The sequence below is a fragment of the Gemmatimonadota bacterium genome (assembly GCA_039715185.1).
GTDB lineage: Bacteria > Gemmatimonadota > Gemmatimonadetes > Longimicrobiales > RSA9 > DATHRK01.
Genome location: JBDLIA010000016.1, coordinates 23,906 through 47,269, shown reverse-complemented (window position 1 = coordinate 47,269; position 23,364 = coordinate 23,906). Strand labels below are relative to the sequence as shown.

General features: G+C 67.4%; 24 protein-coding genes. 15 read left to right on the top strand and 9 right to left on the bottom strand.

Going from position 1 to position 23,364, the window contains the following annotated elements; all coding sequences use genetic code 11:
- Positions 1-418: 418 nt before the first annotated feature.
- From ABFS34_04950 to ABFS34_04940, 3 genes are all read left to right on the top strand, one after another.
- Positions 419-1,339: an alpha/beta hydrolase-fold protein gene (locus tag ABFS34_04950; GenBank protein ID MEN8374776.1), complete on the top strand. Its 921-nt coding sequence runs from the start codon at positions 419-421 to the stop codon at positions 1,337-1,339.
- Between the two features lie 24 nt (positions 1,340-1,363).
- Entirely contained in the window at positions 1,364-2,800 is a 1,437-nt protein-coding gene (locus ABFS34_04945; protein ID MEN8374775.1) for an amidohydrolase family protein, read from the top strand.
- Between the two features lie 84 nt (positions 2,801-2,884).
- Entirely contained in the window at positions 2,885-3,106 is a 222-nt protein-coding gene (locus tag ABFS34_04940) for a hypothetical protein (protein MEN8374774.1), read from the top strand.
- A 71-nt stretch (positions 3,107-3,177) separates the two neighbouring features.
- Here the strand turns inward: ABFS34_04940 and ABFS34_04935 are convergent, their stop codons facing one another.
- Positions 3,178-5,556, bottom strand: a complete 2,379-nt coding sequence (locus ABFS34_04935) for a tetratricopeptide repeat protein (GenBank protein MEN8374773.1) — start codon at positions 5,554-5,556, stop codon at positions 3,178-3,180.
- 142 nt (positions 5,557-5,698) lie between these two features.
- Between ABFS34_04935 and ABFS34_04930 the strand changes: the two genes are divergently transcribed.
- Together ABFS34_04930 and ABFS34_04925 are read left to right on the top strand one after the other, a co-directional pair.
- Positions 5,699-7,483, top strand: a complete 1,785-nt coding sequence (locus ABFS34_04930; GenBank protein MEN8374772.1) for a tetratricopeptide repeat protein — start codon at positions 5,699-5,701, stop codon at positions 7,481-7,483.
- Positions 7,480-7,902 (top strand): DUF120 domain-containing protein, encoded by a 423-nt coding sequence (locus ABFS34_04925; GenBank protein MEN8374771.1) that lies wholly within the window; start codon positions 7,480-7,482, stop codon positions 7,900-7,902. Before ABFS34_04930 ends, ABFS34_04925 begins: the two co-directional genes overlap by 4 nt.
- Here the strand turns inward: ABFS34_04925 and ABFS34_04920 are convergent.
- Positions 7,895-8,683, bottom strand: coding sequence for a DUF4105 domain-containing protein (locus tag ABFS34_04920; GenBank protein MEN8374770.1), 789 nt, complete (start codon positions 8,681-8,683; stop codon positions 7,895-7,897). The two genes, ABFS34_04925 and ABFS34_04920, sit on opposite strands and share 8 nt — an antisense overlap.
- A 138-nt stretch (positions 8,684-8,821) precedes the next feature.
- Positions 8,822-9,664, bottom strand: coding sequence for a GNAT family N-acetyltransferase (locus tag ABFS34_04915; GenBank protein ID MEN8374769.1), 843 nt, complete (start codon positions 9,662-9,664; stop codon positions 8,822-8,824).
- Positions 9,665-9,914: 250 nt separating this feature from the next.
- Between ABFS34_04915 and ABFS34_04910 the strand changes: the two genes are divergently transcribed.
- Together ABFS34_04910 and ABFS34_04905 are read left to right on the top strand one after the other, a co-directional pair.
- A complete protein-coding gene (locus ABFS34_04910) occupies positions 9,915-10,067 on the top strand; it encodes a hypothetical protein (GenBank protein ID MEN8374768.1) in 153 nt (50 codons plus the stop codon).
- Between the two features lie 64 nt (positions 10,068-10,131).
- Entirely contained in the window at positions 10,132-10,701 is a 570-nt protein-coding gene (locus ABFS34_04905) for a hypothetical protein (GenBank protein MEN8374767.1), read from the top strand.
- A 67-nt stretch (positions 10,702-10,768) separates the two neighbouring features.
- On the opposite strand, the gene ABFS34_04900 is transcribed toward ABFS34_04905, so the two are convergent.
- The gene (locus tag ABFS34_04900) at positions 10,769-11,527 is read right to left on the bottom strand and encodes a hypothetical protein (GenBank protein ID MEN8374766.1); all 759 of its coding nucleotides are present in this window, start codon (positions 11,525-11,527) and stop codon (positions 10,769-10,771) included.
- Positions 11,528-11,699: 172 nt separating this feature from the next.
- Between ABFS34_04900 and ABFS34_04895 the strand changes: the two genes are divergently transcribed.
- The 4 genes from ABFS34_04895 (at position 11,700) to ABFS34_04880 (ending at position 14,843) form a co-directional block, all read left to right on the top strand.
- The gene (locus ABFS34_04895; GenBank protein ID MEN8374765.1) at positions 11,700-12,440 is read left to right on the top strand and encodes a hypothetical protein; all 741 of its coding nucleotides are present in this window, start codon (positions 11,700-11,702) and stop codon (positions 12,438-12,440) included.
- Positions 12,437-13,057 (top strand): hypothetical protein, encoded by a 621-nt coding sequence (locus ABFS34_04890; GenBank protein MEN8374764.1) that lies wholly within the window; start codon positions 12,437-12,439, stop codon positions 13,055-13,057. The genes ABFS34_04895 and ABFS34_04890 overlap by 4 nt, the downstream gene beginning before the upstream one ends.
- A gap of 171 nt (positions 13,058-13,228) precedes the next feature.
- A complete protein-coding gene (locus ABFS34_04885) occupies positions 13,229-13,459 on the top strand; it encodes a type II toxin-antitoxin system Phd/YefM family antitoxin (GenBank protein ID MEN8374763.1) in 231 nt (76 codons plus the stop codon).
- A 115-nt stretch (positions 13,460-13,574) separates the two neighbouring features.
- On the top strand, positions 13,575-14,843 hold the full coding sequence (locus ABFS34_04880) for a hypothetical protein (GenBank protein MEN8374762.1): 1,269 nt from the start codon (positions 13,575-13,577) through the stop codon (positions 14,841-14,843).
- A 133-nt stretch (positions 14,844-14,976) separates the two neighbouring features.
- Here ABFS34_04880 and ABFS34_04875 read toward each other — a convergent pair whose 3' ends face one another.
- The 3 genes from ABFS34_04875 to ABFS34_04865 all read right to left on the bottom strand — a co-directional run bounded on the left by ABFS34_04875 (position 14,977) and on the right by ABFS34_04865 (position 18,216).
- On the bottom strand, positions 14,977-15,738 hold the full coding sequence (locus tag ABFS34_04875) for an SDR family oxidoreductase (protein MEN8374761.1): 762 nt from the start codon (positions 15,736-15,738) through the stop codon (positions 14,977-14,979).
- A gap of 50 nt (positions 15,739-15,788) precedes the next feature.
- Positions 15,789-16,370: a TetR/AcrR family transcriptional regulator gene (locus ABFS34_04870; protein MEN8374760.1), complete on the bottom strand. Its 582-nt coding sequence runs from the start codon at positions 16,368-16,370 to the stop codon at positions 15,789-15,791.
- A gap of 139 nt (positions 16,371-16,509) precedes the next feature.
- Positions 16,510-18,216 carry a hypothetical protein gene (locus tag ABFS34_04865; GenBank protein ID MEN8374759.1) on the bottom strand — a complete coding sequence of 569 codons (1,707 nt, stop codon included), beginning with the start codon at positions 18,214-18,216 and terminating at the stop codon, positions 16,510-16,512.
- A gap of 267 nt (positions 18,217-18,483) precedes the next feature.
- Between ABFS34_04865 and ABFS34_04860 the strand changes: the two genes are divergently transcribed.
- Positions 18,484-18,915, top strand: coding sequence for a GNAT family N-acetyltransferase (locus tag ABFS34_04860; protein ID MEN8374758.1), 432 nt, complete (start codon positions 18,484-18,486; stop codon positions 18,913-18,915).
- Positions 18,916-18,949: 34 nt separating this feature from the next.
- The gene (locus ABFS34_04855; GenBank protein ID MEN8374757.1) at positions 18,950-19,393 is read left to right on the top strand and encodes a cupin domain-containing protein; all 444 of its coding nucleotides are present in this window, start codon (positions 18,950-18,952) and stop codon (positions 19,391-19,393) included.
- Positions 19,394-19,613: 220 nt separating this feature from the next.
- Here ABFS34_04855 and ABFS34_04850 read toward each other — a convergent pair whose 3' ends face one another.
- Positions 19,614-20,345 (bottom strand): hypothetical protein, encoded by a 732-nt coding sequence (locus ABFS34_04850; protein MEN8374756.1) that lies wholly within the window; start codon positions 20,343-20,345, stop codon positions 19,614-19,616.
- 127 nt (positions 20,346-20,472) lie between these two features.
- Positions 20,473-21,399 (bottom strand): peptidoglycan DD-metalloendopeptidase family protein, encoded by a 927-nt coding sequence (locus tag ABFS34_04845; protein ID MEN8374755.1) that lies wholly within the window; start codon positions 21,397-21,399, stop codon positions 20,473-20,475.
- Positions 21,400-21,831: 432 nt separating this feature from the next.
- On the opposite strand from ABFS34_04845, the gene ABFS34_04840 reads away from it, so the two are divergent.
- Both ABFS34_04840 and ABFS34_04835 read left to right on the top strand, forming a co-directional pair.
- Positions 21,832-22,185 carry a c-type cytochrome gene (locus ABFS34_04840; GenBank protein ID MEN8374754.1) on the top strand — a complete coding sequence of 118 codons (354 nt, stop codon included), beginning with the start codon at positions 21,832-21,834 and terminating at the stop codon, positions 22,183-22,185.
- Between the two features lie 31 nt (positions 22,186-22,216).
- Complete coding sequence (locus ABFS34_04835) at positions 22,217-23,332, top strand: ScyD/ScyE family protein (GenBank protein ID MEN8374753.1); 1,116 nt, start codon at positions 22,217-22,219, stop codon at positions 23,330-23,332.
- The last annotated feature ends 32 nt before the right edge of the window (positions 23,333-23,364 follow it).

Below are 23,364 nucleotides of genomic sequence, written 5' to 3'. Positions count from 1 at the left end.
TTGGGACGACTTTGTCACGGGTGGGCTGCTGATCGGGAAAGGCTTGGCCTCGCCCAATGGCTGGTTGGGACGTTTCCGCGGAAACGCCTGCCCGCCGTCCATGCGCCTCAGGCACGTGTATGGCGGGGGGAAGACGGCGGCTGATTGAGACAGATTCGCCTCCGGGAGCGCATCGCGGACGGAAGACGGCGGCTGGCACGGCACCGGCGGGCGCGGCGGCGGAAGAGGCAGCCTGGTCGACCCGAGGATCGTCCCTGGAAACAGCTGATCGGGACAGATTCGAGCCGGGGGGCACGCTCGCTTTCGCGCAGCCCGAAGGGCAGATTGGCAACGCAGTGGAATCGTGCGGGGCGGGTCGCGCCAGGCGGACCGGCGCGCTGGGGGGGGCGGTTGGTGCGTCTCTCGGCGGAGGTTCCCAATGAGATTTGTTGCCCTGCTGCTGCTTGCCTCGTGTGTCTCGTTCGCCTGCGCGGCCGAGCCCGAGCCCGAGCCCGCCCTCGACGCCTGGCGCCCCTACGCCGGGGCGCTGGCCGACTCCCGTAGCCGCACCATCACCTCGGAAATCACCGGCCGGACCTACGAGATCTCGGTGGCCTTGCCGCTCGGATACGAGACGACCGAAGCTACGTATCCCGTTCTATACGCGGTGGACGCCAACGGCGAGCTCGGCACCGTGGTCGAAGCCGCCAGGCTCATGCGGTTCGACGGGATCGTCCCCGATCTGCTTATTGTCGGCATAGGCTACCCAGTGGGTCGATTCTTCGACGCCACTCCGCTCCGAGCCGTGGACCTGACCCCGACCGAGGATCCGGAGTTTCTCCGTTGGTGGTCGGAGGAACTCCCCGACTTTCCACCACTCGAGGGAACGGGCGGGGCGCCCGGCTTCCTGGACTTCATTCGCCAGGAGCTGATCCCCCTCGTTGAATCGGAGTACCGAGCGGAATCGTCCGGTCGCGCGCTCTTCGGTCACTCATTCGGAGGACTCTTCGCGCTCTACGCCCTGTTCCAGGGAGAGGGGACATTCGAGCGCTTCATAGTCGGGAGCCCGTCTCTGTTCTGGGATGATCGGGCCACGTTCGACTTCGAGGCCGCGTACGCCGAGACACACGCCACGCTCGAGGCAGACCTGTTTCTGGCCGTCGGCCTACTGGAAGCGCTCGACGGGGAGGAATACGCGATGGTGTCGAACGTGGAAGACCTGGCCACAATCCTCGAGGCTCGCAACTACGAGGGCCTGCGCCTGGAGACCATGTTTTTCGAGGACGAGACTCATACCTCGGTCATCCCGCCAACGGTGAGTCGAGGCCTGCGGGTGATATCCCAGGCGTGGGAGCGGTAATTCGGAGGAAGCCGGGAGCCGACAATGACGGCAGCCAAGACATCGGGCTCGTTGAGCGTAGCGAATCGGACATCCTATCAACCGGGGCCTATGCCGGTCATTGTGGGCAACGCCGTATTGCTCACCGCCCTGGCGGCCGCGGCGTGCGACCCGGCCGAGCCCTCCACCACCACCGCGTTCGTCGGCGCGACCGTGGTGGTCGGTCAGGACCTCGAGCCAATCGAGGGCGCCAACATCGTCGTCGACGACGGTCGCATCGTTTGCGTCGACACCCCGGAGCGCTGTCCTGCGGAGGGCGCGGGCCAAACGATCGACGCTCGCGGCAAGTGGATCATCCCCGGCCTCTTCGACAACCACACCCACGTGGCCGAGTACTCCTATATGCCGTGGGCGCCCCTGTTCCTGGCCCACGGCATCACTTCGCTACGGGACGTGGGCGCACGCACGGACTCCTCGCTCGCCCTGCGCGGGCGTTGGCAGGAGGAGCCGCTCGGTCCGAACCTCTTCATCGCAGGCCACCCGATCGACGGAGACCCGCCGAACTGGCCCGATGCTTTCCCGGACGTACCGCTGATCGTCCGGACGCCCGAGGAGGCAAGAGACGCGGTCCGCAGGGCGAAAGCCGAGGGCGTCGACTTCATCAAGCTGTACAACGCGCTCACACCCGAGGCGCTGGTTGCCGCAACCGAGGAGGCGCACGCCCTCGGCCTCAAGGTCACCGCCGACCTCTGGGGCTGGAACGCGCCCACGTCGGTCGCGTTGGAGGCGGGCATCGACGGGCTCGAGCACTACGTCGGAGAGCAACTCGACTTCGACCTGGGGACCGACGACAGACCCAGGCTCCTCTGGGGCGTCGAGGACGAGAAGCTGGGCGCGCTGCTCGACGAGCTGGTCGAAGGGCAGGTTGTGCTGACGGCCACGTGGGAGACCCTGCAGTACGAAGGCGGTTCGTTCCCCGACCACAAACCGACCTATCGGGCCCTCCCCGCGACGCTGCAGGAGATCAGCCGGGGCTGGTGGGACGATTGGCAGAAAAGCCCGGACAATTCTGAGGCCCAAATCGCCTTCTGGCGAACAGGGTTCATGGAGCAGGGCTGCCGCACCGTCTTGGAGCTGCAACGACGCGGAGGCAAGGTGGCGGTCGGCACGGACGCGTTCTGGTACGTCGCCTATCCCGGCGACATTCACGACGAGATGAGCCGACTGCAGGATTGCGGGCTGACGCCGCGCGAGGCGCTGGCAACAGCCACGACCACTCCTGCCGCCTGGCTCGAGGTCGACAGCCTCGGCGTCATCCAGGCCGGTGCCGTCGCGGATTTTGTCGTCCTTCTGGCGGATCCGCTGGATAACATCGACAACACGCGGCGCATCGACTTGGTGGTCCGGCGTGGCGTGACGCTTGGTCCCGACTCACTTCTGGTCGAGGCGAAGCGCTACGAACCCCCTCCGGCGGACCAATGACCCGGTTCGAGGTCGTCCCGATCTCACCCTCGCGGACCGATCCCGCCAGGCTGGATGCGCTTTCCTTTCCGACCGGAGACGACCGTGGCAATACGGCAGACGAGATTGGGTGAAGCGCTCGCTTCCCTCGGCGTAATCGGGTCGCTGATCTTCGTGGGCTTGGAGATTCGCCAAAATACCAAGGCCCTCGAAGCCGCGGCGATTCAGAGCATGACCGACGTGTTCCGCGATCAGGCTTACCTGTTCATCAACGACTCCTCACTGAATTCCCTGGTCATGAGGCCTCGCGGGGTGACCCGTCGATAGCAGCCTGGGCCACGTTTCCGCGGAAACGTGCGCGTCGCGTGCTGGACAACTAGCAGGGCGCGGCAATCCCCCTAGGCCGCGGGTCGCCCCTCCCCTTCGATCCGCTCCAGGAGGTCCTGTGCCTCCCTGACCCAGGGCTGAAGCTCGGGATCGGCGTCTTTCCAACGCGCGATGAAGTCGCGGTATAGATCGGCGGCCCGGTCGGTTGCTCCCAGCTGCTCGTAAGCGCTACCCAGCAAAGGAGCGACGTGAGGCCAATAAGGGCCGTCGCCCCCGATTATCCCTGTCAACCAGCGCGCTGCGTCGGCGGGGCGGCCGAGCTCCGCATAGATACGGCCGAGCCACCATTTGTGCTCTTGCCACTGTGTGGGCCTCAAGGACTCGAGAGTTTTGGCCGCTTCCTCACGTCTTCCCTCCGCCCAGTGGGCATACGCCTGCAAGGAGCCCAACTGGAATTCCCACTCGTCGGCCCGAACGGAGTCGGCTCGGGACCGAGCGGCCTCCAGGCGTTCGCGGAGTTCGGCCCTAAGGTCCTCGTACTGCGGCCAGCGTCCCCGATCGACGTAGTACGCCCCCAACTGATACGCTCCCAGCCGCAGCGTCTCTTCGCGGTTTTGCGCGAGAGCGGACCGGGTCACCTCCTCGAGCATCGCTTCGGGGACGGGCAAGCCGCTCTGCACGGCCCCGTGCAGACAAAGAAAGCGTGACTGGAAGGGCATGCGTTCATCCGCCGCGTACGAAATCAGGCTCTTCCAGCGTCCAGCGCGTAGGGGGACCGAGTTGCATAGCTCGAACGGCAGTTCGCCGAGACCATCGCTCTGGCGCAGGAGGTACGCTTCGCCGAGCTCGAAGGAACGGCTCGCGAAGGCCAGCATGCCTCCCCATTGGCCGAGACTCACAAGTGTGGCCACGGCCGAGTCCGGAGGCATGGCGGGAAGCGCGCTCCCGAACTCGTATCGCCAGATCAGCCGATGCCCCAGGTCCATTGGAGAGCCCGCGTGTACGGCGCCGAAACGCTCGATCAAATACGCGGCGTGGGCGCTGTCCCCTCTGGCAAAGGCCTGGTGCAGCGGGTGGAACAAGTAGAGGCCGCTCCCCGGCTCCAGCTCGACCGCGCGCTCCAGCGCCGTGGTCGCCTCGTCCAACCAGTCCGGACTGTCAAGAAGAACGCCCTCGTGGAAGAGTACCTCGCCGAGCGCATTCCAGGCTTCCGCGTCCTCGGGATGCTGGCGCACGAACGCCCCGAGGTCGTCGAGCGGCTCAGTGGATCGACCCCGCGTCGTCGCAGTCGTCATCCGGGAGAACAGCACCTGTCTGTCGGGCAGCGAACCGGTTCGCGCTTTCTCCAGGTGCGCGGAAGATCGGTCCCCTAGCCCGAACCAGGAAAGCGCCTGTCCGAGGCGATAGTGCGCAAGTGCGAACGTCGAGTCCTCCTCGACCGCCGCCTCCAGGGATGTTACCGCGCGTTCGAAGTCTCCCCGCCGGTAGTGCGCTTCGCCTTCCAAATACGCGGCGAGCGCCGCCGGCGAACGAGTGGTTACCCCCGCGAGATTGAAAACGTCCGCGCCGTCGCCGCCGACCGTAGTGAGGGTCTTCACCACTTCGACCGCGAGCCCGTCCACGAGCGTCCACACGCTGTCGCGCGCTCCTTCCACCCGTACCCGTCCGAGCGGCTCCCCGGAGGTCGTCTCGAACAGCTCGCCTGCAAGCCGGATATCGCCCCCCAGCGCGACCGCAGAGCCGGTCAGCGCGTAGCTGCCGCCGCTAGCCCGCGCGATCTCCAGCGCCAGGGCCAGGTCGGCGCGCTCGCCCGCGGCGACTCCTCGATCCCAGTGCGCAAGGACCGTATTGGCCGCGATCGGTCGCACCCCGGCGGCGGAGTGAAGCGTCGTCGCGAGGAGAAGCGGCACTCCTTCTCGGAGGTCGTCGAGGGCAGCATCGTTGACGTCGAACGGGAGGATTGCTATGCCCGGCTCAGCGTCCCCCGAGGCCAGTTCCTCCGGCGCGAGGCTCCGACCGCGGTCCTGGATCAGCACGTAGAGGCCCGCGAAGCCGAACAACAAAGAGAAGGCGAAAACACCACCGAGCAGGGCTCTCGCCCACGTGAGGTGGGGCACGCGACCCCGTAGGATGGATTCCTTGAGCTCGCCCAGGCTCAGGTCCCACGAGCCGGGGAGCTCCCCCGTCGCTTGACGCTGCTCCAGGTGCGACTGCACCCACGCCGTCGCCAGCGTGACGGCCAGGCCCACGCCCAGCAGAAGCAGCGTGATCGGGCCGATCGATGCGGGCAGATTCAGCGACTCGCGGAGCTCACCCACCACCTGCAGGATCACCCACGAAAAGCCGAGGTAGACGACCAGTATCTGGCCGAACCGGCCCTGGCGCATTCGGGTCCAGAAGCCGGGGTCGGCTCCCGAGCCGTCTTCCTCCGGGTGCTGCGATCGGGTCATCGGCGGCCTCATGGTGCGGTAGCCGTTCAAAGCTCCAATGTGAGGGCATGACGAGCAAGCCCACGGTGGGCCGCCACGTTTCCGCGGAAACGTCCATGCCATCTTGCCGCTGCCCTCGCCCTTTCCTACGCTCCACCCCGACATGTCCAGCCTTTTCAACGAACTCAAGCGCCGGAACGTCGTCCGGGTGGGCGTCGCCTACCTGGTAATCGGCTGGGTGCTGGCGCAGGTGGTCGACGTCATCGCCGAGCCGCTGTCGCTGCCCGACTGGTTCCCGACCGCCGTCATCGTCCTGCTGGGCGTCGGCTTCCCCATCGCGCTGATCCTGGCCTGGGCCTTCGAGCTCACCCCGGAGGGCCTGAAGCGGAGCGACGAGGTCGATCCCACCCAGTCGATCACGCCGCGGACCGGCCGCAAGCTGAACTACGTAACCGCCGGCGCGCTGGTAGTGGCGCTGGGCTACATCGCCTGGGATGCCACGCACGAAGCGGCCGCGGCGCTCGATCCCAGCGTCGAGCGCTCGATCGCCGTGCTGCCTTTCACGGACATGAGCCCCGCGGGTGACCAGGCCTGGTTCGGCGACGGGGTAGCCGACGCGATCCTCCACGACCTCGCTCAGTCGGACGACCTGAAGGTCATCTCCCGGTCGTCCTCTTTCACCTTCCGGGACACCGTCGACATCCCCACCGTCGCCCAGGCGCTTGGCGCCCGCTTCGTGCTGGAGGGATCGGTCATGCGCGCCGAGGACCGGGTGCGCGTGATCGCCCAGCTCATCGACTCCCAGACCGACAGCCACGTCTGGTCGGAGACGTTCAACCTGGACCTGGACGACATCTTCGCGGTCCAGGACGAGATCGCGGGCGAAATCGCAGAGGCGCTGAGCGTGAGCCTCGGCGCGGGGGAGCGAGGTGGGCAGCCGCCCCCCAGCCTGGATACCTACGACCTGATCCTCCAGGCCCGCGCGGCGCAGACCGATCGCACGGGCGAGGGCATCCTGCGGTCGGTCGCGCTGCTTGAGGAGGCGGTTCGCTCCGCCCCGAATTCGGCGGACGCGCTGGGCGAGCTGGCCATGGCGCGCCTTCTGCCCGTGTACTGGGCCAGGGATACATTGCCACAGCAGGACTACGATGCCTTTCACGCAGGCGCCGATTCGGCCGCGTCAGCGGCGCTGGCGATCAATCCGACGGACGTAGAGGCGCTCCTCGCCGCCGGGAGCATTCTCACCCTGGACTACGAGTTCGAGCGTGCGGAAGAGCTCTATCTGCGTGCGCTCGAGGTGTCGCCCGGCTCCGCCGTGGTGTTCAACTGGTACGGAGACCTGCTCCAGTTCTGGGATCGGCTGGAAGAGGCCATGACGGTTGAAACGCGCGCCGCCGAACTCGATCCGCTGCAGCCCGCGAACCACATGAACCTGGGCAACGTGTACGAGGAGATCGGAGACGATGCCGCTGCAGCAGAGGCATATCGGAGATCGCTGGAGCTGTCCCCGACTCTGCTCTTTCCACGGGCAGGTCTGATGGTCTCTTTGTACAGGCAGGGTGCGCTGGACGAGATGGTGGAGGTCGCGAGGGGGGACCCCGATCCTGGTCTTTGGCCATCCCACCTTCGGGGGGCGCGCATCCTCCGAGGCCTGGCCGGCGAGGACAATTCCGACGCGCGCGCGGACCTGGTCGCGTGGGCCGGTGAGGTCGACAGCTCCGACCCGGTACGCACGCACTGGGTCGGTCGCCTGCTTCTGCTGGCTGGTGAGCGCGATCTGTGGGCGTCGCTCGATAGTCAGTGGAACGGACAACCGGAGCCGTGGGGTGGCTGGCAGATCGATACCCACCCCGACACCCTGGCCGCGCACCCCGGCTACGCCGCCTACATGAGGTCGCCGCCGCGCGACAAGCTGATCAAGGCGCGGGGGCACTGGGAGGAGGAGTGAGGTCTGGAGCTCGGATCGAAGGCATCGTACAGTCCGGGCACGGCGACGCAGCGCACTGGCTCACGGTGTTCTCCGAGGCCTACGAAGCGAAGCTCGGGACGCGGATGTTTCCCGGCTCGCTCAATCTCCTGTTGGCTGCTCCATTCGACTGGTTCTCGGCGGAACTGCAGGACGGCATCATCCCGTTCGGGCGGGATGAGATGGGCGGCGAGCGCGACGTCCTTCTTTATCCCGCATGGCTTCCCGAGCTCGATGCCACGCTCGGTTTCATTTGGACGACGACGATCGGCGCATCGGACCGACCCGACGTCAGGGTCGTCGAGTTCATCTCGGAGGAGGGCCTGCGGGATCGCTTTGGACTGCAGGACGGCGATGTGGTGGTGCTCCAGCTTGGCAGAACCGGAGGTGAGTCTACCTGAGCTCGTTCGCCGCCAGATAATCCCGCGTAATCGCCAGCGCCGACTCCGCGTCCAGGTAGCCCAGGCGTTCCAGGTAGTCGTCCACGGTTCCCGTGAGCACGTAGCTGTAGTGCAGCGGAATGGCGCCGGGCTCGCTCTCGTTCACGTACTTGATCAGCGAGCTGGTGCAGTTGTTGGTCGCGGTGTTGTACCAGCGGGGCGTGATGGCTAGATCGCCCGTTTCCTGCGCCAGCTTGACGAAGATGCGGGCGCGGTATTCCTCGGGGATCTCCAGCCTGTAGCGCGTTAGCGGGTAGTCCAGATACTGGACCCGGCGCGTCACGAGGTCCCTCTCGGTCGCCCACACGTGGGTCACCTCGAAGGCCCGCAGCATCCCGCCGATCAGCGAATACTCCTCTCCCGACTCGCGCCGCGTCTCGACGGACAGCCCCAGGTAGCGAGCGGGCCCATAGCTCGCATCGAACTCGAAGACCAGGAAGGTGTGGGCGATCAGGCCGGCGTCGTCGAGCTGCTGCTCGTACATCCAGATGTCGACGATATCCGCGGGATCGAAGGCAGCGTCGAGATAGGACTGCGACACGATCGAGTCCTCCGCGTAGCGCCAGTTGCGGACCCTGCTCAGCGCCACCGGTCCGTCGTCCGCCATTTCGACTCCGGCAAGAATGCGAACGTCTTCGTCCCAGTCCCGGCTCAGGGACGGCCGCCGCAGCGCCAGGAACACCACGAGCGCTATCGTGCCGAGAAGCACGAGCAAAGACGCCAGCTTGAAGAGTTTCCGCATTCGATACGCCCGAGACCTCGACCCACGACCGCGGCGCGGCGCCGCCGTGCCGCCCGCCGCAGATCCATGATCACATGGGACATCCTCGCGGGCAACGACGCGAGCCCTTCGAGCGAGCCAGCGCCGAGGATTCGTCGATCACTCGACTCCGCGTGCCTCCAGCATCAGGACCGCGCGCGTATACAGCAGCTCGAAGCCGTTCCGCTGGACGTTCCTCTGCGACAGCGACCCGGGCTGTGTGGTCACGACCGCCACGTCGCAGCCCGCCCGGGCCGCGACGGCGAGGCGATGAGCCAGCAGGGCCGCCTGGACTCCCCGACGTCTGTGCGCAGGGACGGTCGCGGCGCCACACAACTGGGCTACCCCCTCGCCGAGGCGCATGCTCGCGCCGCCCGCGGGGTTGCCATCCCGCCGGGCCAGGTAGCGCAGGAAGCCCTCGGCCCCGGCCATGTCGCCGATGGCCTGCTCCAGTGCCTCCCGGGCGAACGATTCGTGTGCTGGCAGACCCTCGTCGTTCGGGCTGAGGAAGCCGGTGACCACGGCGTCCAGCCAGACGTCGAAGTCGGCCTCGTCGCTCGCGCGGATGTCCAGACCCGGGCTGTCTCCGGCCGGTCCATCCGACAGCTCTCGACCGAGCACGTTCTCGAAGCCGACGAGCCGGTAGCCGCGGCCCGTGAGCAGCGCACCGATCGACGGGTCGGCCAGGCAGGATAGCTCCACGTGCACGGGCGACCCTCGCTCGGCGTAGAGTCGCTCCACTTCCTCGAGCTCCGCCACGGACACCGGCCCTTCGAAGCCCAGACCCGCAACCTTGTTCAGCGGCGAGCCCTCCCCGGCGTAGGTGGCCACTCCGCCGGCCAGGGACAGCACCATCGCACTCGCAGCGGGCCGCGACCGCTCGACTGCACGCCCCGAATCGGCCATGAGGCCGGCTTCGACCCGCTCGATCCGGGCGGCCAGCTCGGTGGTGGCGAAGAGCATGAGAGCGATCCTCGGGTTTTCAGTGTCGATTCGCGGGCCCATGACGCGCCTCAAGATAGCGCGCTGGCTCGCCCCGCGTCTCCGCGGAGACGTCCCATCCAGGTATCGGCGCAGCCGTCCCTTCGCTTGCCGCGGATCGAGCCGTGCCCTCAGCTTACCCGCCCACACATCAGGAGGGGAGGCCAGCCGTTGACGCCGACGACACCATCCGCAGTCGCGCTTCGATCTGCAGGGTTGATCGGCCGCTGCGATGCGCTCCGAGCTCCTTACCCCCGACGTGCAGAAGCTGATTACGTATCAGACCCAGCGCGTCGGCGGGACCGTGGAGATCGCGGGGATAGTCAGGGTCATCGCCGAGGACTTGAAGCAGACTCTCACGGACGAGCTCGAGGCGACGCGATGAGGCTGCTGAAGCCGCCCCGAGCGGTTATCGCCGCGATCGAGGCCCCGGTGGGGCTGGTCGACTAATGGAGATCTTCGAGTACGTCAGCGTCCTCACCTCGATCATCATCGGGCTGGGCCTCGCCCACCTGCTGCGCGGCGTGGCCCACATCATCCAACACCCCGGCAGGGAACGGGTCTACTGGATCCACCTCCTTTGGGTCGCCTTCACGTTCTTCTCCCTCATCTTCTGGTGGTGGTGGGAATTCAGGTTGGGGGAGGTGGAGGTCTGGCGGTTCGAGATCTACGCCTTCGTGGTCCTGTACGCGGTCGTGATGTACATGTTGTGCGCGATGCTCTTCCCGTCCGACCTTTCCGACCACGACGGATTCAAGGGTTATTTCCACTCCGTGCAGGGTTGGTTCTTCGGACTGCTGATCGCCTCGCTGTTGATCGATCTGGTCGACACTCTGATCAAGGGCACCGACTACTTCAGGAGTCAGGGCATCGAGTACCCCGTGACCACGGCGGTCTTCTTCGCCCTGTTCTTGGCAGCCGCGTTCAGCCGCAGCGAGCGGTACCACGCCGTAGTGGTCGTCCTTGCTTTTTTCTACCGGGCGTCGCTTGCGGTCAGGCTGTTCGGAACGATGGGCTGAGGGGCACCAGGGCCCCCCTCGGCCGGCCGGGTGCCCCGCCTACGCCCGGCCGGCCGAGGACGCCTCGTCAGGGCACCGAGATGGCGATGTCGTACAGGTTGTCCTGGTGACCGTTGCAGATGCGGCTGAACGCCGCGCTCAGTCCGGGGTTCTCGTTGAACGCGTCGATGATCCCGTTCCGAGCCTCCAGCAAACTCGCGTGAGTCGGGCCGTCCAGCGCGAGTAGCCTTCGGTACTTCCCTCCCAGGAAGTGCTCGTTCCAGGACCAGCTGTTGACGAGGCCGGCCTCTACCTGCGCTTCCAGAGCCGGCATCATCATCTCCTCGAAGATCAAGTCGGCGGCGGCCTCGACGCCTTCGTCACACACCCAGTAGATCGAGAGCGCCGCCTCGGCGCGCTCCTGAGCGACTTCCTCCACGGGTGCAGAGCTCATGGCACTGATCCACACGTAGTCCTCGTGGGAGGGGCAGGCGTTGCCCAGGGTCTCGAACGTCTCAGGGTTCTCCTCGGCCAGTTGCTGGCCACTCGATTGAAGCGCCGAGGTGATGGCCTCGTAATCGGAGCCCACGTAATAGAGCAACAGATCCCAACTGTTCCCGGTCTTGTGGGTGGCCGCACCCCACGCGGTAATCGCGCCGCCGTCCATGTGGGTCTGCATGAGCGGGCCCCAGTCCTGGGCGATCAGATCGACCACGTTGGCCAGGGTGCCGCAGTCCCAGTAGCTGGCGTAGACAACCGGGCGTTCTTCGTCCTGCGCGTTGAGGGATCCTGCCGCGGCTCCCGCCGCGATGAAGGCCAACCAGACAAGCAGCGTCACGCGTCTCATGGCGTCCCTCCTTCTGGGGTGTGTGGCGGGGGAGCCAACTTATGGGAGCGGCTACTCGACTACCAGCAACGGCCCGGCAGGGGTGGACCCTCGGGTTGCTCCCGATCGGGCCCCTCCGCATCATGGAATGGCGTGAGTTCGGCTCTTCCGACCCCGGGAGCTCTCGTGGATAATGGGCGCTGAGCCTCCAGGATCGGCGACGATCCCGTGGCCGCGGATCCTGATCGAAGGAGCCGTAGTCGTACTCAGCATCCTTCTGGCCTTCGGTATCGACGCGGCCTGGGACGACCGGCAACTCGCCGCAAAGGAGGCCGAGTACCTGACGGCGCTCCGAGTCGAGATGGCGCTGGCCTCCGAAGAGTTGGCCGAGGATCACGGGCGTCGCGATGCGTGGATCGCCGATGCGGATTCGATCCTGGGTCAGATCCCGGTGCGGATCGCGCCCGACTCGGCGGTGAACGTGTGGATGCAGGACGTCAGCATGTTCATGTCGCGCTTCTTTCCTCCGTCCTCGGTACTCGGCGACCTCGTGTCGTCCGGCAACCTCTCGACCCTGTCCTCCCAGGAGCTGCGCTTCGCGCTCCTCACCTACGAGCGCGGCCGGGAACGGGTCAATTTCCTGGAAGACTGGGCCCGGGAGGTGGACGAGGATGGGCTGCGCCCCTACCTGACCCGCAACTTCCGCTGGACATCCGAGAGGCCGCTGCCCCTGGTCGATGGCAGGAGTCTGCCCCGGGACCCGCTGGAGCCCGTTCCGCTCCCGCCGGGGGCGTTGGACCGGATTCTCGCCGACCCGGAGTTCGAGAACCTGATCCTCATCAAACGGCAGAGGCTGGCGATCCTCCAGCGACGGTCGGCGCAGCTGGGGGAGCTGATCGCCGATGTGATCGAGTTGAGCGGGAGCGACCCATGAAGCAGCTCCAGAGCGCTCTGTCCGGCCTGGTCGTGATCGTCATCGGCGTGCTCCTCGCGCTTGCGGGCGAGGCCGCGTGGGCGGAGCGAGGGGAAAGGGCTCGGGAGCAGGAGATCCTCGCGGACCTGCTCGAGGAATTCCGCGAAAACGAGGCGCGTCTTCTCACCGACATGGAGACCAACCGGCAGGCGCGCGCGGCGGCCGACATCTGGGTCCAGGTCGTATTCGGCGAGACCTCGGTCCCGCCCGACTCGCTGTTCGCGCTCGCCGACGCGGCGCAGGGCGACGCGCGCTTCGATCCCGTGACCGGGGCGCTGCGCAGCCTGGTGGACGGAGGCGAGCTGGGGGTCATCCGCAACGACGAGCTGCGGCGGGCCCTGGCGGGCTGGAGCGACCGCGTGGAAGAGGCGCGCATGACCGCTGCCTCCTACGACAACCTGCGCTCCAACCTCTCCCCGCTCATCTACTCGCTGAATCCCGGCGAGCCGATAGGCCCGGGTCCGGGCACGGCCGTCGAAATGGCCGCGGCGGCGTCGGGCAGGCACAACTTCCAACTCACGGCTCTGGCCGAGCGCATCGGGGAGATCATCGCGTTGGTCGAGAGCGAGATGGAGTAGAGTCGATGACCTCCAGGGAGGGCCGGAGGTCCGGGTCACATAGCGCCATGGCGGCGCCCCGCGTGGCGGCGATCTTCGATGCCGCGAGGCCCGCGCGACCGAGCGCCTGATTGCTGACACACGCCGGGATCACAATTACGTTCTCGAGTCCACACACGTACGGTATGATCTATGGCAAATATCTTCTCCGTCTCCAGGCTCCGCGCCAATCTCTACCGAGTGCTGGATCGCGTGCTCGAGACCGGTGTCCCGGCAGAAGTCGAGCGGAAGGGGCGTCGGCTTCGGATCGTCCCCGCGGAGACGGGCAGCCGCCTGGCGAGGCTCAAGCCGCACGCCGGGTACCTCGCCACCGACCCCGAGGAGCTGGTGCACCTCGACTGGTCGGGCGAGTGGCGTCCGTGATCTTTCTGGACACCCACGTAGCGGCTCGGCTTGCGCCGACCACACCGACCCAGCACCCTCGGTCCGGGGCACCGGACGCGGGCCCCGCCATCCCTCGATATCGATCGGAGTGACGATGCGCTCGATCAACGCGGCTTCATCGCTCGCGCTTCTCGCGCTCATCCTGGCAGCCGCGGGCGCGTGTAGCCCGGCCGCCAACGACGACGCCAACGATGCCGCCGAGTCCGCCGCCGCCGCTACCGCCGCCTCCTACCTCTACGTCTGGACGGCCGCCGAGGTGGAAGGCGAGAGCGACTTCCTGGCCGTGATCGACGCCGACCCGGCGTCCGGGCGCTACGGCGAGGTCGTCTCGAGCGTGCCGGCCGGCGTGCGCGGCGACGCCCACCACTCCGAGCACGTCATGCCGGAAGGCGACCACCTCTTCGTCAATTCGTTCGACGCCGGCGCGAGCTTCGTCATCGACCTGTCCGACCCGCTGGACCCCAGGGTGGCGGCCGCGTTCGAGGAGATGGGCGATTACAACTACCCGCACACGTTCGAGCGGCTGCCCAGCGGCAACGTGCTGGCGACCTTCCAAACCAAGGGCGCCGAGCACGACGTGGCCGGTGGCCTGGTGGAGCTCGACCCGATGGGCGGCTTCGTGCGCGCCGCCGACGCCGCCGACCCGGTCGACCCCGAGCTGCGCGCCTACAGCGTCACGCCCATCCCCAAGCTCGACCGCGCGGTCAGCACCACCACCGACATGCGCGGGGAGGTGGACGGCCGCTCGTTCCAGGTCTGGCGGCTCTCCGACCTGACGCTGTTGAAGACCGTCATGCTGCCGCCCGGCCCCGGCGGCTACGAGCACGGCTACCCGGCCGAGGTGCGGCTCCTGCCCGACAGCGTCACCGCGATGATGACGACGTTCGCGTGCGGGCTGTATCGGCTGCGCGGCCTCGAGACGGACCAGCCGAGCGCCGAGTTCGTGAGCGCGCTGCCCTGGACCTCGGGAGGACAGAACCACTGCGGCATCCCCGCCACGACCGACGACATCTGGCTCCAGACCTACGCCAACACGGAGGGCTCGTCGCTGATCTCCATGGACATATCCGACCCGTCGAACCCGACGGTGCTCGATGAGCTGGACTGGGACGGCGACTGGACCCCCCACTGGATCTCGATCGAGCCGGGCGGGGAGCGCGTGGTGCTGACGTCGGGGGAGGGGGAGACCAAGTACCGGGTCCTGATCGTGAGCCTGGATCCGGCAACGGGAGCGCTCGCGTTCGACGAGACGTTCAGGGACCCCGGCTCCGAGCAGATCGGGGTGAGCTTCGAGCGGATGTCGTGGCCGCACGGCGAGGCGGGGACGGGGAAGCCGCACGGGGCGGTGTTTTCGCGGCGTTAGCGGGGGCGCGGAGCGGGTGGCGAGCGGCCACATTTCCGCGGAAACGCGTCATCGGGTCGAAGCGCAGTACGCACGCTCGACCGCCGCGGAGGCCTACATCGACTCCGCGGCCGGTCGAGTCGCGTAGTGGAACTCAGGCGGCGATCTCCTCCACCATGGCGGCGATGTTGGCCTCCAGGCTCTTGGGGTCACTGGCGTACTGCGTCCCGAACTGCCGCGCCATCGAATCCGTAAAGATCTCCTCCGTCCCCGCTTCGATCCCGGCCAGGATCACGTCGGCCACCGACCGCGGCGACGCCTTGTCCCAATCCAAAGGTTCGGCCATGTCCGTGTCGACCGGACCCGGGTAGACACCGAACGTTCGCGTGCCCTGGTCGGCCAGCAACAGGCGCGTCGCCTGCGTCAACGAATGCAGCGCGGCCTTGGACAGGCTGTAGCTGAGGAACAGCGGGAAGTTCACCAGACCCGCCACCGAGATGACGTTCACCACGGCGCCCCCGCCGTTGGCCGCCAGCACCGGCGCGAACGCCCGCGTGACGTCGAACGTGCCCAGCACGTTCACGTCGTACTCCCGGCGGCCCGCGTCGAACCACGCCTCATCGACGAAATCCCCGCCCATGAACTCGGCGACGCCCGCGTTGTTGAACAGCAGATCCACGTCCGTGGCCGACGCCACCGCGGCGCGCACCTGGTCTCGGTCGGTCACGTCGATCAAGACGGGCTCGACGCGGTCGCCATACCGCTCGACCAGGTCGGTGACGGCCTCGAGCCGACGCGCCCCCACGTAGACCTTGCCGGCCCCGTGATCCAGGAGCGACTCCACGAGCGCGCGTCCGATCCCGCGATTGGCTCCCGTCACCAGAGCCACGCTACCATCGATCTTCAAGCTAGACATCGATCCCTCCTCTGATTTTTGTTCAAACGGTCAAAAACTACGGAAAAAAATCAATCGAGCCGGCTCAGGAGTTGGTTGACCACGCTCGCCAACTCATCCAGCGTCATTCCGGACTTCGAGAGCACCGCGAGCCCATAGGTCTGCGACAGCAGCATGCGCGCGGTGGCCGGCACGTCGAGTGAAGCCGGCAGGTCCCCGTCCGCGACCGCGTTTCTCAACGCGTGCTCGAACGCCCCGATCACCCCGTCCTGATTCGCCCGACAAACGCGGGCGATCGGAGCGTCGCTCTCCCCGACCTCCAGGATAGAGTTGGCGATCATACACCCGCGCCGCTCCTCGACGGGAGCGACGAAGTCGAGCACCCGCCTGAAGTAGGCCCGAATCGCCTCGAGCCCCGCGCCCGGCGCGAGCAGCAGGGAAAGAAACTCGCCCCGGTTCTGCTCCGCGTACCACTGCAGCGACCTGAGGAACAGCGCGTGCTTGTCGCCGAACGCGTTGTAGATGCTCTGGCGACCCATGCCCATGCCGGCCTCCAGCTCGGCCACCGACGTCCCGTCGTAGCCGTAACTCCAAAAGAGCTGGGCCGCGGCCTCGAGGGCCGTGTCCTCATCGAACGCCTTGGGACGTGCCATGGCGCCAACGTAGTAGTTTTATAACGATTGGTCAAGAATGGTTTTGGGCTGCAGCGAATGGTGCGACGGCCAGCCGGCGCGGGTGGGCCCGGAGCGCGTCCGCGACCCACCCGCGACCCACCCGCGACGCCGAAGCGCCCTACGGCGAGACCGTCACCTCCATGAAGAATTGGTCGTTCGCCGCATTCGGATCCGTCGGGCTTCCCGGGAAGACCGTGGCGAACACCTCGGCGGTGCCGGCCGCTCCGAACGCAACGTCCACGAGGACCGGCGCCGTGGCACCCGGGAGGATGTCCGACAGGACACAGCGCACTGACAGCACGGCCGGGTCCATCGACTCGTCAGCGCAACCGCCCGGAAGCCCGTTCGGGAGGGACGGGTCTCCGCCCTGCACGAAGAACTCGACTTCGGCTCCCGTCGCGGTGTTGAACTGCGACAGGTTGTGCACCTGCACCTCGTAGGGCGTGGGCGCGCCGACGGCCACATCGGTCGGCCCGGCGACGAAGACCCCCAGGTCCGCTTCCGCCGCCGAGGCATCCGCGACCTCCAGTTGCATCATCAATTCGTTGTCAGCGGGGTCGAGCTCTTCCACCGACGCCGCCGGCGTCACTCTCACCAGGGCCTGCAGCATCTCGCCCGCGGTGCCAGCGACGATGCTCACGCCCCTTCCTCTCCCGGTGAGCTCGGCGAGCGCCGTGATCGGGCACTCGACGGCGATGTCGGCCGCCGAGCTCCCCGATATGTCGAGGCAGGGGAGCACCACGGGGAACTCCAGGGTCACGTCGCCGGTGAGCTCGAAGAGCAGCGTGCCGTCGACCGCGGCCGTGGACATCGCGTTGCGCATGATGAAGGTGAAATTCCCCCCGACACCAACGACGGGCGGGTTGGGGTTCACCGTCAGGTCCGCCACCAGGTCCGCCTGCTCCACCACGGCGAGCCCGAACGCGCTGAAGTGGGGGACGTCGACGATGACGACGTCGTTCGCGGCGTCGAGCGATCCTCCATCGCCCAGGATCTCGAAGCCCCCGTTCATCAGCTGCACGGCCCGGATTCGCGCCTCCTCCCCAGGCGTGAGCCCGGCGCCAACGTAGGTCAGCGCGAGCGACGCGGGCGGATCGAACGTCAGGCCGTCTGGGCCGAAGTCGTACGCGGTCAGGACGGACGGATCAGGGCTCGTGGTGGGGGTCGCGGTGATGACGACGTCCTCCTCCAGAGAGCCCGCCGGGACGATCAACTCGTCGTCGCCGCCGTTCAGGTCCACCGTGCCTCCCGAGGCCGCCATCACCTCCTGCTCAACGCTGCACGGCGCGAGGGTGTGGACGACGTACGTCGCCCAGCCCTTGCCGGGCGCTATGGCCACGCCGCTGCCGCCCGGACCGGCCCCGGCCCACGCACCCTCCGGCTCCGCCCCGACCTCCGCGAACGCGGCGACCACGACGTCGCCGGAAAGGCCGGTTGCATCGATCTGCCAGATCACCTCGAGCAGCCCCTGGTGATTGGCCTTGTATGGGAACTTCCCGATCAACGGGTTGCCGGCCGGATTCGTCGGGATCTGCTGCGCGGCACCGACGTACAGAGCCGTCTTGTAGATCGGCCAGCCCGGGTCGGCTCGATACACCACGTAGAGGTCGTCCTCCCCGTTGAGGATCTCCACGCTCCCTACGGGGATCGATCCGTCGGCGACCAGCGTCGCGACGGTCGGGTCGCCGCAGGTAGCGCCCACGGTCGACACGATGCCGAGGTCCAGCGGCAGGCCGAGGTCGGCGGGCCCGACCGGGCCTTCGGAGTCGCAACTGAACAGGACGGCCACGAACGAGAGTGCGGCCAGCGGCAGGTAGCGGCGCATTGTGTTCTCCATCGACCAGGGGGGAGCCTCGCGGAAGGCCGGCGCGGACGAGAGCGGCGATCGGCGTACCGGCGTCTCATGTGGGAGAACGGAAGAACGGGGTGGGGGCCGCCACGGGGGTGGTGGGCGGCGTGAGTCGGGAGTGATCCAGCGAGCCGCGTTTCCGCGGAAACGCGCGACCGGCGCGCGGACCCTGGCGGGCCTCGGGGCGGGCGACCCGTTCGCGGTGGGCCCGGCGGAATTGTAAGGTCAGGTATGGGCGAGATCATGATCCGACCCCGTACCGAAGCGGACGACGACGCGATCGTCGAGGTCTGGACCGCCGCCAGCCTGATCGCGACGCCCTTCCTGTCCCCGCAGTTCATGGCGGACGAAGCGGAGCGGATACGGACGATGTGGCTGCCCAAGGCCGAAACATGGGTCTACGAGGTCGAGGGGGCGGTGGGCGGTTTCATGTCGCTGATCGGCAACGAGGTCGGCGCGATCTTCGTCCACCCCGACCGCCAGGGCCTCGGCATCGGCCGGGCGCTGATGGACCACGCCGTGGAGCTACGCGGCTCGCTCGTTCTGGACGTCTTCCAGGACAACGCCATCGGCCGGCGCTTCTACGACCGCTACGGATTCAGATTCGACCGCGAGCACGTGCACGAGGAGACCGGGCGGACGCAGCTGCGGCTGACGTACGAGCCGGGCGACTGATCCTGTGACGCGACCTTCTGGAGGAGCCAACCCCATGTCCAAGATCCTGGCCCGCGGCGCGCTCGCGCTGTCCCTGTGCCTTCTCGCGTCGCCCGCGGCGGCGCAGGATGCCCCTGCCGTCTTCGATGCCGTATTCCCCGAGGGCCGACTGACCGCCGCGCTCGACAGCCTCATGGACGCCGTCGAGCTCGCCCCGGACGAGAACATCCGCGTGGTCGATCTGGGCCGGGGCGAGATGTCGAGCCACCACCTCGTCTTCATCCGCGGCGATGAGACGCCGCACACCCACGACGACCGTGACCTGTTCGCCATCGTCCTGCGCGGCTCCGGCGCCATGCTGCAAGGGGAGGACGAGCGCCCCGTCGGCGAGGGGTCGATCGTGTTCGTCCCGCGTGGGACCGTGCACGCCTTCCTCAACCGCGGCGACGAGCCGGCGGTGGCGTTCGTCATCTTCGGGGCCGCGCCCGAACAGGGATAGATCGGCGAGCCAACACGTGTCGTCGGTCTTGCCGTCTTTCGCGGAAGCGGTCGAGAACTGCGATTCCGTGGCGGCGCGATGAGCGGCCGCCCGCCAGGTAGTGAGGCCTCGCGGGGTGACCCGTCGATAGCACTCTGGGCCACGTTTCCGCGGAAACGTGCGCGTCGCCTGCTGGACAACTGGCAGGGCGCAGCCATCGCCCTAGGCTGCGGGTCGCTTCCTACGTTCCTGCCCCGATCGCCTCCCGCAGGTCGTTGAGCCGGCCCTCCACGTCGCGCAGCTCGTCCAGCACGCTGGTGATGGACAGCGCCTGGGCCGCGACCCGCTGGCGCATCACCGGGTCGACCAACGCGGCGGTCGCGAGCGAGCGCGTCACGCGCTCGTTGTCCGGATCCAGAGACGACCGAAGTCGCAGGCCGTTGAGCTCGGCATCGACGGACGCGTCCGAGATCTTCTCCCAGCGCTCCACCATCACCGCCTGATCCACCTCGATCTCGCGCATCATGCCGGGCCAGGCGGCGATCCTCGACCGGATCTCGACGTCGGTCACGAGGTCGAGGCCGCCGGCGATGATGGCTTCGGTGGCGCCCAGGCTCGGGTCGAAGGTCATGCCTCCGCCGAGCGCCCCGAGCGCGAACGCCAGCGAGTCGGTGGGGACCGCGTCCGCAGCGCCCGGCTCGATGGACAGGAAGTAACGCGCCGCCTCGACCCGCCCCTCGTTGAAGGCGATCACCGAGTCGAGCTCGACCGACGCGTTGCGCAGCTCCTCGGCGAGCGCCGCGAGCGCCTCGCGCTCCCGCCCGGCGTCGCCACGGCTGTCCCACCACGCTTCGAGCGAGAACGCGATCAGGATGGACCCGACGATCAGCAGGACGTCACGGAAGGCCGATCCCCAGGATCCGCCGATGCGGTCCATGAGGGAGGAGTGGTCGCCTGGGTTGGCTTGGGTCACGCGCGTCTCTCCGGTTCCCGATGCCCACGCCACGAGATGACCGGCAATCTACCCGCGGGACGCCATGGCGCCATCGGCCGAGATTGTCTGGGGACCTGCCGCGCAGTCTCGCGACCCGGGAGCGGCGCTAACTCCCGCCCACCGCCTGGTACGTCTCCCCCGCGATGAGCGCCCCGCGCGCGTCGTGGTTGCCCACCGCGTTGCTGAAGTTCAAGGGCAGCGACCACTGGCGGTCGAAGCCGGTACGCTGCGCGGCGAAGAGCGCCACGTGCACGTGCGGCCCAGCGGAGCAGCCGCTGTCGCCGCTGAGCGCGATGACTTCGCCCTGAGCCACCTGATCGCCGACATCCACGAGGGCGCCGTTCGTGGTCAGGTGGATGTACGCCATGATGGTGCCGTCGTCGTGCCGGATGAAGACCAGGTTCTCCTGCATCTCGCCGCAGATGCGGGTGCCGTCGGCGAACTGCTCGCGCACGGCGACGACCTCACCCCCGCGCGACGCGACGAGGGTGTCTCCGATCGCCGTGTCGAGGTCGTAGGCGAACCAGTTCACGTGCCCGCCCGAAGTGTTGCAGTTGCCCTGCTGCAGCAGTTGGCTGCGCCCGTTGAGGTACGGGAGGATGTACAAGGACTCGATCGGGTCTCCGAACGACTGCGTGCAGTCGATTTCGCCCGGCGCCACGCTGAGCGTGAAGTCCTGCCGGGTCTCGGCCTGTCCGTCGGTGGCGCGCAGCGTGACCGCGTGGTCCCCGAGGTTGTTGAAGCCGGCCAGGCCGCTCAACCGGTTCTGACCACCGTCGAACGTGATCCACGACGGAAGGCCGGCGGCCGACAGCGTGACCGGGTCTCCGTCGGGATCCGAGGCGGCGACGACGTAGGACCACTCCCGGTTGTGGTCGGCGACGGTGGGCGGAGAGGATGAGAAGGTTGGCGCCCTGTTCTGGTCGTCAGGTCCGGGGTCGACCACGTCCGATCCACAGGCGGCAACAGCGAAGACGATGGCCAGGGCGATGGCGATGCCCCGCTCCGAACCCCGATGAGTGACTCCGATCATGACTTCCTCCAACCGACCCGATTCCATCCAGGCTCGACGAGATCGAGCGCAAGCCGAGCGTACCGTTCGAAGCATCGGCGCGGGCCGCGTCCCGCGGAAGGGCGCGCGATAACCGGTCAGGTATGTTACCGGCCAAGTCTCTACTCGAAGGAGGGATACGGGATCGTGTGAAGTAGATGACGACGCAATCGTCGTCGGTCAGAGCGTGGGTGCATGGTGGCGTGCGGGTCGCGACCCGCCGTACGTTCATTCGCATACTCATCGAAGGAGAGGGCAGAGGCTGTGCTTACGAGCTCGCCCTACAGCCGTGCCTCGAGGCCTCCGCTCCGGCTCGTATCACTCGTGCTCGTCGGAGTGAGCGGCGCTTGCGCTTCGGCGGGTCGACCTGCCGAAGAACCGCTCGAGACGGCGCCCACGGAGGACGCCGCCGCGATGCCTGCCGCCTCGGACGATAGCACGAAACTCGCCGAACAGGTTGCGGCCGGGCTGAGGGTCTTCCGAGGGCAGTACTGTGGCGTCTGTCACGTGCTCGATACGGCCGGCACGGCCGGAACATTCGGTCCAACCCACAACGGCATGGGTGCGACCGCCGAGGAACGCATCAAGCAAGCGGCGTTCACGGGCCAGGCGGCAACGGCCGGAGAGTATATCCTGGAGAGCCTCGTCGATCCGAACATCTACATCGCACCGGGATTCGAGCGGACGCGCTTCCCGATGCCGGCCTATACGCACCTCAGCGAAGAGGAACTGAACGCCCTCGTGCAGATGCTGCTGAAGGAAAAGTAGGACCGCTTGCCACCCTCAGGAGGAAAGCAAGATGAGAAACGGAGTCGCCGTGGTGGGCATTGTGCTGGCGCTCGCGCTGGCGGCCATGCCGCTCGATGTCGATGCCGTCGCCGCTCAGGAGGCGGCCACGACGGTGATGGGCGAGTTGAATGGCCCCATGGGCGTGTTCGTGACCTCGGACGGCAGCGTTTGGGTGATCGACACGGGCGTTGGGGGCGACGAGGTACTCACGATCCCCAATCCCGGTACGGGAGTGGTGGGCGACTACGGATTCGGTGAGTCCTCGCGCATTCTCAGGCTCGCTCCCGACGGCGAGCATACCGAGGTCGCTCGCCTTCCCTCGCTTTACCTGGCACCGGGAGATGGTGCCGGCGGCTCCCGCGTGGCGGTTCTCGACGGTACGGTTTACGCCACCGTGGGAGCGTACTCCGTGGACCCTCCACCCGGCATGGCATCGGTCGTCAGGATCGACGACGGCCGGGCCATACAGCTCGTGAATATCTGGGATTTCGAGAGCAGCAATAATCCCGATGGTCTGTTGCCCGGGTCCAACCCCTATGGCCTCGCGGTCGGACCCGACGGCGACCTCTGGATGACCGACGCCGCGGGCAACGCTCTTTATCGAATAGATCCGGCAACGGGCGAAACCGAGGTGGTCGCGGTTTTCGAGGGGGTTCCCAGCCCGATACCGCACGCCGATCGGGGCGGCGTCATGGAAACCGACCCGGTGCCCACGGGCGTGACGTTCGATGAAGAGGGCAACGCGTACGTGTCGCTGTTGCCCGGGTTCCCTTTCGCTCCCGGGTCCTCGAAGGTCGTGAAGGTGACCTCCGATGGGGTGGTCACCGACTACGCGACCGACCTCACCATGCTCACCGATGTGCGCATGGCGCCCGACGGTCACCTGTACGCCGTCTCTATCGGCCTGTTCACGGATCAGGGACCCGTGCCCAACTCCGGCGCGATCATCCGCCTGCAGGAGGGTACGGCTTCGGAGGCGGTCGTGAGCGACCTCCTGTTCCCGACGTCGATCGACTTCAACGAGGCCGGCGATGCCTTCCTGACGATCAACGGCATCGGCGCGCCGGGCACCGGGGAGGTCGTAAAGTTCGAGGGGTTGGCGTCGGGATCGAGCTCGCGCCGCTGACGTGGCGCCCGCTCGAGGCGCGCAAGGATTCG